The 18,130-nt window shown below is 40.8% G+C and carries 10 protein-coding genes and 1 pseudogene; 2 read left to right on the forward strand and 9 right to left on the reverse strand.

All coding sequences use genetic code 11. The features are described from left to right. The 6 genes and pseudogenes from J4N46_RS12135 to J4N46_RS12160 form a co-directional block, all read right to left on the reverse strand. A pseudogene (locus J4N46_RS12135) lies at positions 1 to 7,936 on the reverse strand (hypothetical protein); the annotation flags it as partial. A gap of 281 nt (positions 7,937 to 8,217) precedes the next feature. Then, positions 8,218 to 9,492, reverse strand: a complete 1,275-nt coding sequence (gene glyA / locus J4N46_RS12140; RefSeq protein WP_208059502.1) for a serine hydroxymethyltransferase — start codon at positions 9,490 to 9,492, stop codon at positions 8,218 to 8,220. Between the two features lie 345 nt (positions 9,493 to 9,837). Then, positions 9,838 to 10,353, reverse strand: coding sequence for a GNAT family N-acetyltransferase (locus tag J4N46_RS12145; protein WP_208059503.1), 516 nt, complete (start codon positions 10,351 to 10,353; stop codon positions 9,838 to 9,840). Between the two features lie 17 nt (positions 10,354 to 10,370). Further along, positions 10,371 to 11,153, reverse strand: coding sequence for a diaminopimelate epimerase (gene dapF, locus J4N46_RS12150; RefSeq protein ID WP_208059504.1), 783 nt, complete (start codon positions 11,151 to 11,153; stop codon positions 10,371 to 10,373). 3 nt (positions 11,154 to 11,156) lie between these two features. Beyond that, positions 11,157 to 12,002, reverse strand: a complete 846-nt coding sequence (locus J4N46_RS12155) for a phosphatidate cytidylyltransferase (RefSeq protein ID WP_208059505.1) — start codon at positions 12,000 to 12,002, stop codon at positions 11,157 to 11,159. 7 nt (positions 12,003 to 12,009) lie between these two features. Beyond that, positions 12,010 to 12,588, reverse strand: coding sequence for an LUD domain-containing protein (locus tag J4N46_RS12160; RefSeq protein ID WP_009415504.1), 579 nt, complete (start codon positions 12,586 to 12,588; stop codon positions 12,010 to 12,012). Between the two features lie 301 nt (positions 12,589 to 12,889). Between J4N46_RS12160 and J4N46_RS12165 the strand changes: the two genes are divergently transcribed. Both J4N46_RS12165 and J4N46_RS12170 read left to right on the forward strand, forming a co-directional pair. Next, positions 12,890 to 13,648, forward strand: a complete 759-nt coding sequence (locus tag J4N46_RS12165; protein WP_208059506.1) for a Rossmann-like and DUF2520 domain-containing protein — start codon at positions 12,890 to 12,892, stop codon at positions 13,646 to 13,648. Beyond that, positions 13,629 to 14,147 carry a KdsC family phosphatase gene (locus J4N46_RS12170; protein ID WP_208059507.1) on the forward strand — a complete coding sequence of 173 codons (519 nt, stop codon included), beginning with the start codon at positions 13,629 to 13,631 and terminating at the stop codon, positions 14,145 to 14,147. Before J4N46_RS12165 ends, J4N46_RS12170 begins: the two co-directional genes overlap by 20 nt. A 100-nt stretch (positions 14,148 to 14,247) precedes the next feature. Here J4N46_RS12170 and J4N46_RS12175 read toward each other — a convergent pair whose 3' ends face one another. From J4N46_RS12175 to J4N46_RS12185, 3 genes are all read right to left on the reverse strand, one after another. Further along, positions 14,248 to 15,423, reverse strand: a complete 1,176-nt coding sequence (locus J4N46_RS12175) for a porin (RefSeq protein ID WP_208059508.1) — start codon at positions 15,421 to 15,423, stop codon at positions 14,248 to 14,250. A gap of 239 nt (positions 15,424 to 15,662) precedes the next feature. Continuing rightward, positions 15,663 to 16,721, reverse strand: coding sequence for an L-asparaginase 2 (ansB, locus tag J4N46_RS12180; protein WP_208059517.1), 1,059 nt, complete (start codon positions 16,719 to 16,721; stop codon positions 15,663 to 15,665). 27 nt (positions 16,722 to 16,748) lie between these two features. Beyond that, positions 16,749 to 18,080, reverse strand: coding sequence for an anaerobic C4-dicarboxylate transporter family protein (locus J4N46_RS12185; protein ID WP_208059509.1), 1,332 nt, complete (start codon positions 18,078 to 18,080; stop codon positions 16,749 to 16,751). Positions 18,081 to 18,130: the final 50 nt, after the last annotated feature.

The following is an 18,130-nucleotide window of genomic DNA, read 5'->3' on the forward strand; positions in this document are numbered from 1 at the left end:
CTACAATAGGTTGTACTGTTACATTAGTAATTGTAAGCGTACTGCCCGTACCGGTAGTTGTACTACCATCAGCATTCACTACACGGTCATTGTTAAATACACTTGGCGTAGTACGTGTACCTGTACCTGTTACCACAAAACCATCAGGATTTATTTGTGGCGTAGGTTGTGTAATAGTAACAGTTAGTTGACCATTGCTGCAGCCCACAGGCGTAGCAGTAGTACATAACTGATAACTGATAGTATACACACCTGCAGGGGTAGTAGGTGGTACTTTCACATCACCAGTCGCTGGGTCTATAAATGGTGTATTAGCAGGTACCGGTGTTACAGTAAGTGTTGCATTACCTCCAGTTGATAAGGTTACCGATGCCGTACCAATACGGTCGTTATTAGTAATTCTACCTATAGTGCGAGTAGTAGTACCAGTAGGAGTCATTGGCACTGTATAGTGGTCTGCCCCTATGATAGGCACTACAAATGTTTGTACTGTTGCCGAAAGTGTTGTAACTGTACTACAGTCGCCCAATACGGCTCTCACTACGGTAAGGGTAGCAGTATCACTCACAGTTACGGTGTGGGTATATACCCCCGTTGTATTCATAGTAACTGTTTGCACTGCGCCACCATTATAGCTATAGGCTACTCTTGCTCTTGGTGTTGCCTTCACTACAAAGGCTACTGTTGTTGCTACTCCTTTTTCTATCGTTGCAGGTATAGCGCGCACTTCCTCTACAGCAAGCGTAGGTACTGTAACACTCACTACTGTTGATGTTGCTACCACATAAGCACAACCACTTTGGTAGTAAGCTATCACTCGGTAATGTTTACCATTGAAAGCTGGTGTTACCGTTTTCAGTGTAAAGGTATACAATCCTCCATTAACGCTCGAACCTGTAGGTATTTGCGCTGTAGCATTAGCTATAGTCCAACCTGTACTACCGTCATCCGATTGTTCAAGACGATAGCTAACGTTGGCATTAGGTGTAGCACCTGGCAATGCTGCTTTCAAATCAAACTTCGCATCGTTAGAACCCACACAAGCTACTATTGAACGTGGCTCTTGGGTAATCGTAACCGTAGCCTCTTGTATAGAAGCAGGACACAATTCCACTACATAGCCACCACCGGTACTACCTGGGTCGGTAATAGTAAGTGTTTTAAATGGCTTGTTAGAACGTATGGTAACTTTCGCTTGTGTATAAGCTGCTCCGCTCGATACCCTTGCTCCTGTTACACTAAGTGCTGTATTTTGGCAACCTTCAGCTGTTACGCTGATAGTACCTGTACAATCTATAGCAAAGTCCGCTAAATCAGTAGTACCTCCAAAGCCTGATAGCCATACTTGTACACTAGTTACTGGCTTCTCAAAGTGGTAAGACAAACGTTCTCCTTTACTTCCATTCTTATTCAGTATAGGATAGCCTGCCATTATCGTACGCTGACACATAGTGCCCGAAGTATAAGTAAAGGCATTGAAATAATCTACTGTGCCCGTTTCTATCACACGGGTAACAGTCATACCTGCTATTTGTGCTGTAGTGGTACGTACACCTGCTGTTGCAGGGAATTGCAAGGCTGGGAATGTAGTACAAGCACTGCCCGCTACATTCAATTCCACCATATAAGGGTCAGTAAGGGTAAGCTCACAACTACCTTTCTCTATCTTAGTAACCGATAAAGTAGTAGGTGCTGTTACACCCGCTTTGGTAAGGGTCGCTACCCCTGTAGCATCCAATATAATGCTATCTGGCAATTCACTGCCGTACTGATAAGTAACTTCAGCGTTAGGCGTACCCCTGAAGCTAAATACTACCGTAGTAGCTGTATCCGCTTCCAATTGCGATGGGGTAGCGCTTAGGCTCGTCAAATTCACATTATTAATAGTAAGTGTCGCTACACTGCTGGTAGCTGTAAGGTTCACTGCGGTACAGCCTGTTATGTCATAGCTAAATACCACTCTATAACCTTTGTCTGCTACTGCTGTGTGTGCATAGTTAGTAATACCATTAGCTGCAAGTGTACCCGCAGCACCTGCAATATTACTCCAGCTACTACCATTAGTTGTTTCTTGCCATTGGTATTTCACATTGCCCGTAGTATTCTCAAGTACTGCTTTAGCGGTAAAGGTTACCACCGAGCCTGCACAACTCGACTGACTTACTGGCTGAGTCGTTACACTTATGGTAAATGGCTTAATAGATGAAGGACACAACTCTACCAAATATCCTCCTGCGTTACTATCCAAAGCATCTACTACCAATTCTGTAAAAGGTTGGTCGGAAGTGATGACTACGGCTATATCATTGCCACGAGTTTTTGTTGTGGTTACCACGCCGCCTATTACGGTCATATTATTCCTACAATCCGAAACTTGTAACTGCAAATTACCACAATTAGTGGTAAACTGAACCCTATCTCTATTTGTTGAGTCCGTTACATCGTAACCTAACAGCCAAACTTGGGCTCTTTTTACAGGTTTATCAAAAGTATAAGTAACCTTAGTAGCATCATTATAATAAGATGCCCCCACTACTGGATAACCTCCTGAGTAAAATGAATTACATGATATAGAATTTGAAAAAGAGGTGTAAATCTGTTTATAAGTACCATTAATGTTACGTGTTACTATAGTTCCATTAAAATTCGCTACGGCATTGGTAGCTACTGAAGGGAACATAGCAGCCGGTACGCTATCGCAATCTTCATCTTCATTGGTAGTTACTCTCACCTTTACCGCTTTTTCAATAGTACAATTGTTTGTCAACTTGGTAATAGTTACTTCAGTAGTTTCCGAAAGAACTTTTTGGAATGAATAGCTACCACTTGCTGGTATAGTTATAGTAGGCTGTGTTACTCCATTGATATGGTAATTCACTACTGTATTAGGCGTACCTTTTATAAAGAAAGTAACTGTAGTGGCAACACCTTGTTGTATAGTAGCAGGCACAGCTCTAAACTCATTAAGCTCTACTTTATCAATCACTGTAATAACAGCAGGCTGCGAAGTAGCCGTAACTACAACCCCTGCACACAACTCATAAGTATAAACTACTCGGTACTGTCTATTAGGAGTCCTTTTCTCAGCATAAGGATATAAGCTATAGATACTTGTTCCATTATTGGTTATAGTTCCTGATGCAACTCCATTATCAGTAGGAGCATCACTCCAACTACTACCATTATCAGTAGATTGTTCCCATTTATATTTAATCACACCAGTGAGCCCGTTTTTCAAAGCTACTTGTGAGGTAATATCTGCAGCAGTTTCAGAACATACTGTTTGGTTAGCAGGCTGCGTTGTAATACTCAATACATCTACCTTCTCTATTGAGTTAGGACATAGTTCTACAAACTCTCCACCTCCTAAATTTCCTTGTAAGTCTCTTAACTTCAATTGCGTAAATGGCTTATCCGAAGTTATCTTCACTGCCACGTCTGCTATTTGTCCTGATACTGATTCTAACGTACCATCTGACGAAATAGTAGTAGGGTATGTAGGTGCTTTACAGTCATATACTATCGAATAGTTTACATTTGCACAACTATTATTAGTACTTATTTTCACCTTATCTGCTCCAGATGCACTACTCAATACCATCAACCATACTTCCACACTCTTTACAGGAGTCTCAAAATCATAAGTAACTTCTTGATTGCCTCCTGCTATTAGTGAATAACCTGCTGGATAACTTGATGCACAAAATGCTGGATAAAGAGGTGATATTTGTGGTGTCGTACGTGTTACCCTTACTCCGTTAAGTGTTGCTTGCGCTACAGTAGCTTGAGGGAATTGTACTGCTGGTATACTACTGCACGAAGCATTTACTGCTACGGCTCTCGCCTCTAAATCATAAGTAGTTTCGCAACCATCTTTAGCAGCTTTAGTTACTTTTAGTACTGTAGTAACATTGGTGCTACGTGCTGGGAATATATAAGTACCTGTATTAGGTATGGTAATCACTTGAGGTGCTGCACTGTCTATCTGGCAAGTAACAGTTGCATTAGGTGTACCCTCAATACGGAATACTACATTGGTAGTAGTACCGCTCTTAAAGCTATTAGGGGTTGCTTTCACTGCCGTTACCTTAGCACTCTCTTTCACAGTGTATTTAAATACATTAGAGTATTTAGCCCCCTTATTGCTTCCACACACAGCTGCATTAGTTTCGTATTTCACACGGTAATAAAGCGTAGTGGCTACAGTTGTATTACTTAGTGTAAAGCTTTTTTCAGCCCCTCCTGGGTTCGTATATTTTTGGGTAGGGTGGTCTGTCCAAGGTCCTGTGGTAGCTGTAGCATACTGCAATTGGTAGTATTTCAGATAACCTCCTGCAGCTCCTGGTACCAACGATGCTTTTGCTTGTATAGTAGGTGCTGTAGCCCCTGTACAGATCTCTTTATCAGGATAAGTTGCTGGGCTTATACTAATGTTAATACCCGCATAGTCATCTACATCCACTACATTAATAGGTGCTACCGAGCTAGTTACTACCCCACAGTTGTTACGCACTACTACATAGTAATAAGTAGTGCCTGTAGCTGTAGTAATAGGAGTATAGCTATTCTGGTTGCTGCCCACAGCAGTACCTCCAGTGGTGCTGCTCACAGTATTTTTATACCATTGGTAACTTAGCGTACCATCTCCTGTAGCAGCTACTTGCAAAGCTGTAGCAGCTGCACCTTTACAATAATTAGGAGTGTTAGCTACAGGTTGTGTATTAATGGTCAAAGCATCATTTACCGTTAGTTTAGCTGCCGTAGAGGTTTGCACTATCGCACCACATAGCATTTTAAACACCACGCGGTATTGGCGGTTGTTGTAAGTGCTCTTAGTAGTAGGAGTAATGGTCAAATACACCTTAGTACCATTAGCCACTGAGCCACTTTCGCCGTTTAGGTTACCAAAGGTTACCCCGTTTTGGCTTTCTTGCCATTGGTAAGTAACGGTAGTATTAGCACCAGTTAGCGTAGCTTTTGCTTCAAATTTTGCAGCCTTACCCACACACACGGTTGTATTTTGTGGGTGGTCTATACTTGTACTAAGTGTAGGCACTACGGGTGAAGTCTTACAGAACGACACCAACACCCCTCCAGCAGTACTACCATTGTCTATCACACTAATGCGTGAGAAAGGTTTACCGTCTTTAGAAGCGATTTTTATACCTACATCATTTCCATAAGTTTCAGCACCATCTTCCACGCCATCTTTAGCTGAGTTAAAGGTTGTAGTACCCTTACAATCCGATACCATAGTAAGTGATACTGCGCCACAATCTAAGGCAAATTTCACTTTATCAACCCCACCACTACCTGGTGCAGCATCGCCCAAGGCAGTAAGCCATATTTCGGCACTGGTTACAGGTTTATCAAAGGTATAGTCTATTTGTTTTACCCTATCATTGCGCAACCAAGGCAATTGCCCGTAGTCGTGTGTTTTTAAGCAATAGTTAGGATTATTCTTTATTTGGTATTTACCGCTACCTGTAAGTTTGCGAGTAACGTTCACTCCATTGGTAGCAACAGGAGTAGAAGTTTCATCTCCTCCAAAAGGATCTACAGGAAACGCCGTACAGCTTGCCCCGTTGTTAGTAGGCACTACCTGCACCGAGTTAACACAAAGCACTACAAAGTAGCCTCCTGCAGTACTATTGTTGTCAGTCAATACCAATTCAGTAAATGGCTCTGTAGAAGTAACACGTACACCCACATCGGTAATATGGCTCTCTAACGACTGCATTTGGTTATCGGTTACTATAAAAGCTGTAGGGTCACAAGCATATACAGGTTCTACAGAGGTAGTTCCCTTATTAGCTGTTAGCGTTACCATATCCACATTAGAACCGTTATCTTGACCAAAAGATACAAAGTAAATTTCGGCTGCACTCACTGGGCGTGAGAACTTATAAGTCGTCTTATTGATAGCATTGCTATTCATATAAGGCAGCTTGTTAGGATAAGTAGTAGTACTACCCAAGCAATAGCTATCGCTGTTGTTATTAGAAAACGAAAGTGTTCCTTCTAATTTTCGTATTACATTGATACCTTCTACAGTAGCCCCTGCTTCTGCTACAGTGGTTGTAAATACCGAAGCTGGTACGCCTTTACAGCTACCATTATCAAGTGATACCAATGAGGTAGGACATATTTCCATATAATAGCCATACCCTAAGTTAGAATCATCGGTAGCCACATCCAATTTGGTGAAAGGCTTAGAAGAAGTTACTTTGATACTCACGTGAGTAGCGCGTCCATCACCGCCCGAAGTAACAGTATTACCATTGATATTTACCTGAGCCGAAGCATTACAAGAAGTAATTTTCTCTAAAGCCACCGTACCATTATTTACACTAAAGATAGCTTTATCTATAAATGTACTTCCAGAAACCCCTACCCCAAATTTTTGTAAGTATATTTCTACACTCTTTATTGGTTTGTCAAATTCATAGGTTACTTTTCTTATCTTATCCGAGTCCATTTGTACATAGCCTTTAGGATAAGTACTAGTACCACACACTGGCTGATTAGGAGCTGTTTCAGCATTTCCATTAGAGATATATGAATATCGTACATCGCTATTCTGAATAGTACGCGCTGGCGACAACGTACGAGAGTCGGGAGTTAAAGTACGGGTAACTGTAATACCATTTAGCTCTGCTTTAGCTGTCAGTGCTATATTAAATACAGGTGCTGGTATAGCTCCACAACCCTGTGTAATTTCCACTTTCTTGTTAGACCCTATAGTACAGCCGTTCAATTTCACCGAACGTATGGTAAATACAGCTGGGTCAGTCAAATTCTCAGTTACCACTACTTGCCCCGAAGCACCTAAGTTGGTTGTTTTATTTACTCCTGCTACATTATAAGTAACATCAGCATTTGGAGTTCCTTTAATGGTAAAGGCAACATTAGTAGCTCCAGTAATAATCTTAGGGTTAGCGATTAATTCAGTTACTATCCCTCCATTCACTGTTACATTTACCTCATCGGTAACTTTTTCCATCACACAATTTCCCGTGCCATAAGCATATCGGTAGGCTACTCTATAAAGCCCCGTATGCGATGGCAGAGGCGAACCTATAGTAAGCTTTACCTCTTGCCCACTAGTAGCAATTTTTTCAGTATCTATATTAGTCCAGCTGGCACCATTATCAGTAGATTTTTGCCATTGGTATTTAAGCACCTTTTTAGCATAAGTAGTAGTAAGTGCTGCTACTGATTTTAATACGATTTGTCCACCCCCTGCACAAGTAGTTTTGCCTTGCGGTTGTGTACTGATATCAATACTAAAGCGACTGTCCATCACAATCTTATTAATCTCCACCATCACAGGCTCTTGATGATTATTTGAAGGCTTACTCACTGCCAATATACTAAAGGGTTCTCCGTCAGCAGACTTTACCTTTACTCGGTAGTTATTACGTCCCACCCCTTCTACATAGGCAACATTATTACCTGTGCTAACAGTAGTATGATATCCTTGGTTACAACCAATAGTTCCTACATCGGTAACTCTTAAGTTGGCAGTACCTCCTCTACCGCAAAATATACCAAAGGAAACCCTACCTCTTGTAGTGGTATTATTCTTTATCCCCATACCAATGAGGTCTATATCTACCTCTTTTACGGGCTCATTAAAGTAGTACACTATCATACCACTCCCCGTTGTATTAACGATGGCATAGCGTGCCCCTGTGGGAAAGCCTGCACAATAGCCATTAGAGGTGCTAAGCCGCCCAGCCGGAGCCAAGCCTACTGCATTTCCACCAAAACTACGGGTTACTTTTACCCCGTTAATCGTGGCGGTGTTTCCTGTACCAAAATGTGCTGGTGAGTATGGCAATTGTGCTCTTATTTCCCCTATAGAAAACAAGAAAAACATTGCCACCAATACACTTTGGACAAAATTCGTTAGTAATGTAAGTTTTCTTTTCATTAATAAATAATTTGATTATTAAGTTTTTGTCATTAATGGGTACAATTCACCCATTACAATTTTCAACCGCAAAATTACAAACTTTATACCAATCTTCAAAACAATAGGTAAAGATTAACAGAAAATTAACAGCTCTACCTATATTTCCCTTTAGTTGTCAAGCTATTTTTTATAAGAGTGTCAGGAAGGTAACAAGCAAAAAACTTTGCTAAAGGTAGTAAATTACAACCTTTAGCAAAGTCTCATTTGCTAATTTCCAAATTTTCTAATTCCCAAATTTGCTAATTTGCAAACAGCGGTCTATCTTCCATAAATAGATTTACCTCTTCGGCAATAGCTTCAAGAGCTTCATCGTTAGTATGGTTAGTAATAGCACGGTCTATAAAGTCGGCTACACGCTCCATATCGTCTTCTTTAAGCCCGCGAGTAGTAACCGCTGCTACCCCCACACGGATACCGCTGGTGATAAAAGGCGAGCGTGTATCAAAAGGCACCATATTTTTATTTACAGTTATATCAGCTTTGCCCAAAGCAATTTCGGCATCTTTACCACTAATGTCTTTATTGCGTAAGTCTATAAGCATCAAGTGGTTATCAGTACCTTTAGAGATGATATCGTAGCCCTTGCCTAAGAGAATAGAAGCTAAGCGGCGTGCATTCTTTTGTATTTGTATAGCGTAATGCAAAAAGTCGTCTGAAAGAGCCTCGCCAAAAGCTATAGCTTTAGCTGCTACAATATGTTCTAAAGGACCCCCTTGGTTGCCAGGGAATACCGAACTATCCAACAAGCTCGACATCATACGCACTTCACCTTTAGGAGTTTTAAGCCCAAATGGGTTTTCAAAATCTTTACCCATAAGGATAAGCCCTCCACGAGGACCCCTAAGCGTTTTGTGGGTAGTAGTGGTAACAATATGGCAATGAGGGATAGGATCACTAAGAAGTCCTTTAGCAATAAGTCCCGCAGGGTGAGCTATATCGGCAAAGAGCAAAGCACCTACCTTATCAGCTATTTCTCTAAAGCGTTTAAAATCAATATCACGAGAGTAAGCCGAAGCTCCTGCTACTATCATTTGTGGTTTTTCGCGTTCTGCTATTTCCAAAATCTTATCGTAGTTTAGCAACCCGGTTTCTTTTTCTACCCCGTAGAATACAGGTTCGTATAATCTACCCGAAAAGTTTACGGGAGAACCGTGAGTAAGGTGTCCACCGTGTGAAAGGTCAAATCCTAAAATCTTATCACCTGGTCTAAGGCAAGCTGCATATACAGAGGCGTTGGCTTGCGAACCGCTGTGTGGTTGTACGTTGGCGTACTCAGCCCCGAAGAGCAATTTAGCGCGATCTATAGCTATTTGTTCTATTTCGTCTATCACTTCACAGCCTCCGTAGTAGCGCCTGCCAGGGTAACCCTCAGCGTATTTATTAGTAAGAATAGAGCCTGCTGCTTCCATTACTTGCTCGCTCACAAAGTTTTCTGAAGCTATCAGCTCAATACCTCTTTCCTGACGTTCTCTTTCGTCTTGAATAAGTTCAAAAATGTCAATGTCTCTTTGCATCTTATATAATTATTAATTTTGAATTCTAAATTTTACCCTTTTATTAATTGCCCGTGCGGCTCGCACTCTCACAAGTCTCACAAGTCTCACAAGTCTCACCAGTCTCACAAGTCTCACCAGCCCTTCCTTGCCCGTGCGGCTCGCACTCCCACCAGCCCCACAAGTCTCACAAGTCCCACTCGTCTCACAAGTCCCACTCGTCTCACAAGTCCCACTCGTCTCACAAGTCTCACAAATCTGCCCGTGCGGCTCGCACTCTCACAAATCTGCCCGTGCGGCTCGCACTCTCACAAATCTGCCCGTGCGGCTCGCACTCTCACAAATCTGCCCGTGCGGCTCGCACTCTCACAAAACTGCCTGTGCGGCTCGCACCACTAAACTCATCACAGCAACCTCCTCAAATTTCCCACGCCAATAAAGCCAGTCCTTCAGTACCGCCATTGGTTTAAAGCCCACTTTTTCAAACAGATGCAAGCTAGGGGTATTATTCATAGGAATATAAGCCACCAATTGGTGCAAATCAAAGTAATTGCGTACATTATCAATTAGTAAGGTAAGAGCTGTGATGCCATAGCCCATTCCTCGGTATTGTGGAAGTAAAGCAATCCCCACCGAAGCTCTCAAGTGCTTGGGCGAAAAATCGTATATATCCACACAGCCCATAGCAGTATTATCATCATCGGCAATCACATATCTAAATTGTTTCGCCTCGTAAATATCTTGCTTAGCACGATATAAATAATCCTCCAAAAGATGCCTTGCAAAAGGCAACTGCGTATCACTCACCTCCCACAGCGAGCGTTCGTTTTCCAACCAATATAAAAAATCTATATCTTCAGGTTCTAAAGCACGAAGTGTCATTTTAATTAGGTAATTTGCTAACTAACTAGTTCATTAGTTTCTCCTTTAAATACTTTTTTAGCTTCTCCTTTCAGGAAAACGTTAGTATATACTTTACCTGTGCATTCAAACGACACTTGTAGGTCGCCCCCTACAGCGTGCAAAAGAATATCGCGATGAAGTGTACGTCCCGTATGATAAAGAGCAATAGCCGCAGCGGTAGCCCCCGTGCCACAAGCGTATGTTTCATCTTCTACACCCCGTTCGTAAGTGCGTATAGTAAAGCCGTCTTTGTCAGCCCCTACAAAATTGATATTACTTCCCCCTATAGCTTTATAGCGATCGCTATAACGAAGCTTAGCCCCTATTTTTTTTACATCTATACGTTCCAAATCATCTACCCATTCCACGTGGTGGGGCGAACCTGTATTGAGAAACACATAGTCGTCATACATTTCTATCGCTGTTACATCAGCCATTTGCAGGCGCACCAGTCCGTCTTCAATGGTCGCGTAATGCGAGCCATCTACGGCTACAAAAGTAGCCTTATCAGCAATAATGCCCAACTCTTTAGCAAAAGCTACCACACAGCGTCCGCCATTGCCGCACATTGTACCCTCACGCCCATCAGCATTGTAGTAAATCATCTTAAAATCGTAGCCTGCAGCATTTTCCAAAAGTATCAACCCATCGGCACCAATGCCAAAACGGCGGTGGCACAATTGTGCTATAAGAGTATTATCGTTTTTAGGGAATTTTTCTTGTCGGTTATCAATCATTATAAAATCATTGCCCGCACCCTGATATTTGTAAAAAATCATTTTCTAAAACAAGTCAAATAATAAAAGAGTTAGATAAGCAAAAGGCGAGGCAAACACCAAGCTATCCAGCCTATCCAATAAACCACCATGCCCTGGTAATATAGTACCACTATCTTTCACGCCTGCAGTCCGTTTAAAGCTCGATTCTACAAGGTCACCTATAGTACCCATTACCACCAGCACTTCAGCCATCACTATCCATTGCCACATAGGGCGAACACTATAAATATCAAACAATATAGCCACCGCTGTAGCTCCTATTAGTCCCCCTACAAAACCTTCAATAGTTTTTTTAGGCGATATACGTTCAAAAAGTTTGTGTTTGCCAAAAGTACGCCCACTGAGGTAAGCAAAAGTATCACTCGCCCAGATGATGCACAATATCCCTATCATTGTAATTTGCGATTCGTTGTTAAACATATATTGTATAAACTCACTCGCATCAGCTGGGTGATCTTCGTGCCTATAAATAAGCGGTACAAACAAGCAGCCCCCCCCTATATACAACAAACTAATGAGCAATTTTGTATTGTTATTTTGCTTTCTCAGAGGAACTTTTTCATTGAATAGAGAGAGTATAAGCGATATATTGGTAAGCAAAGTGAGCAATAGCAACATATAAAGCATAAAATCAGGCAGTTTTAAGTGTATAAACAACCACCATAAAAACAAAAACGCCAAAAATATATGCAGTTCCTTCAATCGTATCAGCATTTTAAACTCAAACAAGCAAATAATACCAAATGAAAGAAATAAAAAATCAAAAGCATCGGTATTGAGCATAATAGCTGCCAGCAGCAGGAATGTGTATATAAATCCTGTGATAGTGCGCTTAAATAATTCGTTCATAATTAGGCTACTGAGTTATATTTTCTAATAAAATAAGATAAGTTTCTTTGCTACTTACACCATAAGTTTCTATACTAGTAGCATCGGTTTCTTGTATAAAATTCTGCAAGGTCATCAGCCCCGTAGGTTTTTGGTTATCACAATATTTTTTATTAATGGTACGCATTCCTTGTGCGATATCTTTCACCAGCTGTGAAGTTCTGGCAAAGACAATAAAAGTTTCTGGCAATTTCTCTATTTTTTTATGTTTTATTTGGTGCGATGAGAACATTATACCGCCTACATCGGCTACTAAGCATTCACAATCAGTAAGATATACATCAGCTTCAGCGATGGGAGTAGCAAAGAGTGTTTCATTTTCTTCAAACATTTCATTAATTGTTTCCGAATTGTTACTACTCATTTTAATAGTAATTCCTAATTCTTTCACTATTTGTCGGAAAGTATCCTGCACCTCAATATCCGAAGTACAATAGATAAACTTGCCGCCTTTTTTGGTAAAATTGCGCGCAAAAAGCTCATCTATAGATATTTTAGTTTGCTTAGGAATATCTTTCTTTTTAAATAAGTTCTTAAAAAAATTCATTATAATAATTAATGATTCATACTTCTTCCAACTGCCCCATCAATTCAAAATTCAAAAATCATTGGTAGCCGATAACTTGGTTAATATTTTGCTGCAAAAATAAGTAAAATAAACGAAATAGCAAATTTACAGCCCACTTTTTTATTTTTCACCACTTCCCCTCCCCCATTTAACCTTCCCTAATTCCCTAATTCCCTAATTCCCTAATTCCCTAATTCCCTAATTCCCTAATTCCCTAATTTCCTAATTTCCTAATTTCCTAATTAAACTTTATTTACTATCTTTGCCCTCAAAAAAAGAAATGACTATCAATATTATAGGTGCTGGCAATGTAGCCTACCATCTTACCAAAGCACTACTTTACAAGCAGTTGCCCCTGCAACAGCTCTACAACCGATCGGCTTTTTCTGCTGATTTTGACTGCTTTGCTGTTGAAAAAACTCACTGTTTAAGTGAGCTTAAGCCTGCTACGCTTACTATTATTGCCACTTCCGATAATGCTATTGCAAGTCTTTCAGAACAATTACCCTTTAGCAGTGGGCTGGTAGTGCATACTTCGGGCAATACGCCTCTCACAGCTTTGCACCCCAAAAACAGGCGTGGTGTATTCTACCCGCTGCAATCGTTTTCTAAACACACAGAAGTAGATTTTAGCAAAGTACCTATTTGTTTGGAAGCCGAAAATACAGACGACCTTGTTTTATTACAACAACTTGCAAGTCATCTCAGTACCCATTGTTATCAGCTCAGCAGTGCGCAGCGACAGTTGCTACACGTGGCAGCCGTTTTTGCTAATAATTTTACTAACCACCTGATAGCCATTAGCCAAGAGATATGCGAGCAACACCATATACCTTTTGAGCTATTGCAACCTCTCATTGCCGAAACCTTTGCAAAGCTACAGCACCACACAGCATTAGAAGCCCAAACAGGACCCGCAAGGCGTGGTGATACCCGCACCATAACAGCACATTTAGCATTGCTAAACGAACCTCAAAAACAACTATACGAATATCTTACTAAATCAATTATAGATACCTATGGAAAAAAAGTGTTATAAAGAACTATTGAAGGACATCACTACCTTCATTTTTGATGTAGATGGCGTTTTTACAAACAGCCAAGTACTAGTAGACAACGACGGCGACCTACTGAGAAGTATGAATATGAAAGACGGCTTTGCCCTAAAAACAGCTGTAGCCAAAGGCTATACTGTATGTATTATCACCGGAGGGGGCAATATAGGAGTAAAAAAACGCTTCGAGAATCTGGGCGTAACCGATATTTATATGTTACGACACCAAAAACTCGAAACGTTCTTAGAATATTTACAGCTCAAAGGGCTTACTCCCAATCAGGTGCTTTATATGGGCGATGATATGCCCGACATACCACCAATGAGGCACAGTGGGTTAGCTACTTGTCCCCAAGATGCAGTGCCCGAAGTAAAAGCCGTAGCGCATTACATTTCCCACCGTAATGGCGGCGATGGGGCAGTACGCGATGTAATTGAGCAAGTGCTCAAAGTGCGCGGCGACTGGGAAATCCCCAATGTATAATAATGAACTTTGAATTACAAAATAAGGCTGCCCATTTATCTTGAGCAGCCTTATTCATTTGCTAATTTCCAAATTTGCTAATTTCCAAATTTGCTAATTTTTAAAACGCTTTTATACGATACATCAAGCCCACACTCACGCGGTTAGTAGCTACAGAGGTGAGGGTTTCTACTTTTCTACTTCTGCCTATGTATGCCAAGAAGAAACGCAAATCTTCAGTTGCAAAAGGCAAATATTCTACCCCAGCATAATAACCTAAACTTGTGAGTTTATTATTTACCAATGATGATTCGGCAGTTTCATACATACCTTTTACAAACAAATTCCATTTAGGGTTAGGCTGAAACTCTGCTTTAGTTACTACCGAATTATAGCGAGCATTCTTCACTATTTGCGATCCACTCAATGGGGTATAACGCAACCTATCAAGTTCATCGTTAGACATCATATAATCTACAAATATTTGAAACTTACTCAAGTTCAGCTTAGTACCCAACATTACCAAAGTGTTGTTATAGCCATTAGCTTCTGTTTGTACCCCAGCACCCCAGCGAGTTTGCAATACACCATCAAAGAAATTACCATTCCAGTTCGCTATATAAGCCAAAGGCGAGTTAGCAGCTGTAATAGTTGTAGAAGCTATACCCGCATAAATATCCTTAAGCTCACGATTGCGCACATCAGTAACCTGCAATATAAATTCGTGATTAGGGTTAGGCGTATAAGCAACCATTGCGCCCACCATAAAGTTATCCATATTATTTAGGAAATCAGAATATTCATAGATATTCATTGGGTTTAGGTCATATTCAAAACCTCCCCACATTTGGCATAGTTTACCCGCTGTAACCGACCATTTTTCATTCAAGCGGAAACCTGCATACATCATATCAGTAGCATCGGCAAGGTTGTCTAAGCTCAAAGCTACATTACTTTTGTTGAGTCTATGACGAAAACGGTAGAAGATACGGTCTGTAAGGTCGCCACGCACCTCTAAGCGTAGTTGTCTCCCCCTGAATCGGGTGGTCATATCTGTACCTTGCGCCTTTTCAGCATCAAAACTCGACTGGAAGTTAAAGTACATATTAAATTTCTTGTGCAGCGGACTTTGTCCTTCAGCAGGAGGCTGCATATCCGATGGAGGTGGGGACGGTAATGTAGCCATACGGAGCTGCTCTACCTCCATTTTCAATTGGTGGATTTGCTCCTGCAAATCTTGTTGCGCCAATGCAGCACCCCCCACTAGGAGGCTCACTGCCAATAAAACTTTTCTCATATCGTATTAATTAGTAGTTATTGTAGCCATTTATCATTAGTCATTTGCCTTTTGCCGCAATCTAACGACTAGTGACTAAAGACTACTGCCAATAAAACTTTTCTCATATCGTATTAATTAGTAGTTATTGTAACCATTTATCATCAGCCTTTTATCATTTATGATTAGCTTTTTATCATTTGCTGCAATCTAACGACTAGCGACTAAAGACTAAAGACTAAAGACTAAAGACTAAAATCTTAGTACTCATCAAAATACTTCTGTATTGCTTTCCAATCTTTTGTTTTGGTAAGTGCCAACATCAATAGTACGCGCGCTTTTTGAGGATTGAGCGTTTGCGAAGCTATAAATTCGTATTCGCTGTCATCTACTTCAGCATCAGTAGTAGTTGCCCCCGTAGGCACACGTGATGAACGTACTATTTGTATGCCTTCTTTACGTGCTTTTACTGCCAAATCAAAGTTAGCTTTGTAAAAATTACCATTACCTACCCCTGCGTGTACTATTCCATCGTATTTAGCGTCAATAAAAGCCTGCATTGGCAGTTCAGAAGCATTGGCATAGCTGTATACAATCCCTACTTTAGGCAGTTCTTTCAAATTATCTACATTGAAGATAGACTGATAAGTGTGTTTTTCTTCTGGTGTTCTATTGAAATAAGCTTTTCCGTTGTGAATGTAGGCTAAATTGCCATAATTAGCTGCTTGAAAAGTTTCTACGGCAGTAGTGTTAGTTTTAATAACATCTTTAGCTCCTATTACCACATCATTCATACATACCAATACGCCACGTGCCATAGCATTTTTATCAGCTGCTACAGCTACTGCATTGTAAAGGTTTAGAGCACCATCAGCACTCATACTATTAGCAGGGCGCATCGCACCTACCATCACTACAGGCTTTTTGCTATGTACGGTAAGGTTTAGAAAATAAGCCGTTTCTTCCATCGTATCTGTACCGTGAGTAATCACAATGCCATCGTATTTTTCTTTGGTAAGTAGCTGGTTGATGCGTTTTGCCAGTGTAAGCCACACCTCATCATTCATATCTTGTGAGCCTATTTTCACAATCTGTTCAGCACTCACATCAGCGATGTCTTTTATTTGAGGCACAGCATCTATAAGTTCATACACGCCCAACTCACCCGGTTTGTAATTACTTTCGGTAGCCGATCTACTCACTCCCGCAATGGTACCCCCTGTAGCCAAAATACGTATTCTTGGCTTTTTTTGCCCAAAGGCAGCTACTGACATCATCACTAATAATACCAGCGCAATTTTCTTAATCACTTTCATTATATAAATAGTTTTAAACAGTTTTTCAAATCAAAAAAGTATACTAATAAGTACAAAACCTACAACTATAGCCACAATTGTAGCTATAAACCCTGGTAATTGAAAGGAATGGTTCAGTACATAACGCCCTATGCGAGTAGTACCCGTACGGTCAAAATTGATAGCCGCTACTACAGTGGGGTAATTGGGTATAAAAAAATAACCATTCACTGCTGGGAACATCGCTACTAAGGCTAAAGGGGATATTCCTAAGGCAATGCCCAAAGGATATAGGGTGCGCACAGTAGCTGCTTGGCTAAATAAAAATATAGACATCACAAATAGTGCTACAGCAAACAAAAATGGATATTGCATAACTATATGCTCTATATGGCTTTTAAAAAAATCTATATTACCATTGAAAAAAGTATCACCCATCCACGCTATACCAAAAATAGCAATTACAGCTTGCATACCCGCTATAAAAACGCTTCCTTTAACAGCTTTAGTAATATTCGTATTGGTAAACATTAGCATTAGCCCTGCAGTAGTCATCATTACTATTTCAATAGTTTGAGTCATCGATAGTCTGGTAACTACTCCATTGGCATCTACACCAAAGGAGGGACGCAAACTATCTATAGAACCGAAAAGCACGATTGAAAGTACCCCTAACAAGAATATAATAACCGATACTTTAGCGTTTTTATCTTCCTCAGTAGCGGTAGCTTCATTGTGTTGTTTGTTGTCAAAGAGTCCTTCACGCAAGCGGCGCAGATATTCAGGGTCTTTTTCTAAGGGCACACCTATAAAACTTACAGCTATAGCCCCTGCAATTACACCTATAAGAGTAGCTGGAATACAAACCATCAGTATACTGCCCAAAGTAATCCCTTTATCGCCTAAAAGCTCTGCCGAAAGCAATGCGGCTGTTGCTGCCGATATGGGGCTCGCTGTAATGGCTTGTTGTGAGGCTATCACCGAAATAGACAGCGGACGCTCCGGACGCACCTTGCTATCGGTAGCTATTTCAGATATAATAGGCAATAGTGAATACGCAATATGTCCTGTCCCCGAAAATAGAGTAAAGAAATAGCATACAACAGGGGCTAAAAAGGTAATCATAGCAGGATTTTTTCGCAGAATTTTTTCAGCTACTTTCACCAAGTAGTCCAATCCTCCTGCAGCCTGCAAGGTAGATGCTGCTGTTATTACAGCTACAATAATGAGCATCACATCTATAGGTGGATTGCCTGGTTTCAGCCCAAAACCGAATACTAACACGCCCAAGCCCATCATTCCAAAGATACCTAAGCCTATGCCTCCTACTCGGGCTCCTACAAAGATAGCAAGTAATACTATGAGTAGTTCTATATATATCATATCACTTTCTTTTGTTTTCTTTTCACGCCTCAAAGGTACAAAAGTTTTTT

Source organism: Capnocytophaga bilenii (genome assembly GCF_017565765.1).
Lineage (GTDB): Bacteria > Bacteroidota > Bacteroidia > Flavobacteriales > Flavobacteriaceae > Capnocytophaga > Capnocytophaga bilenii.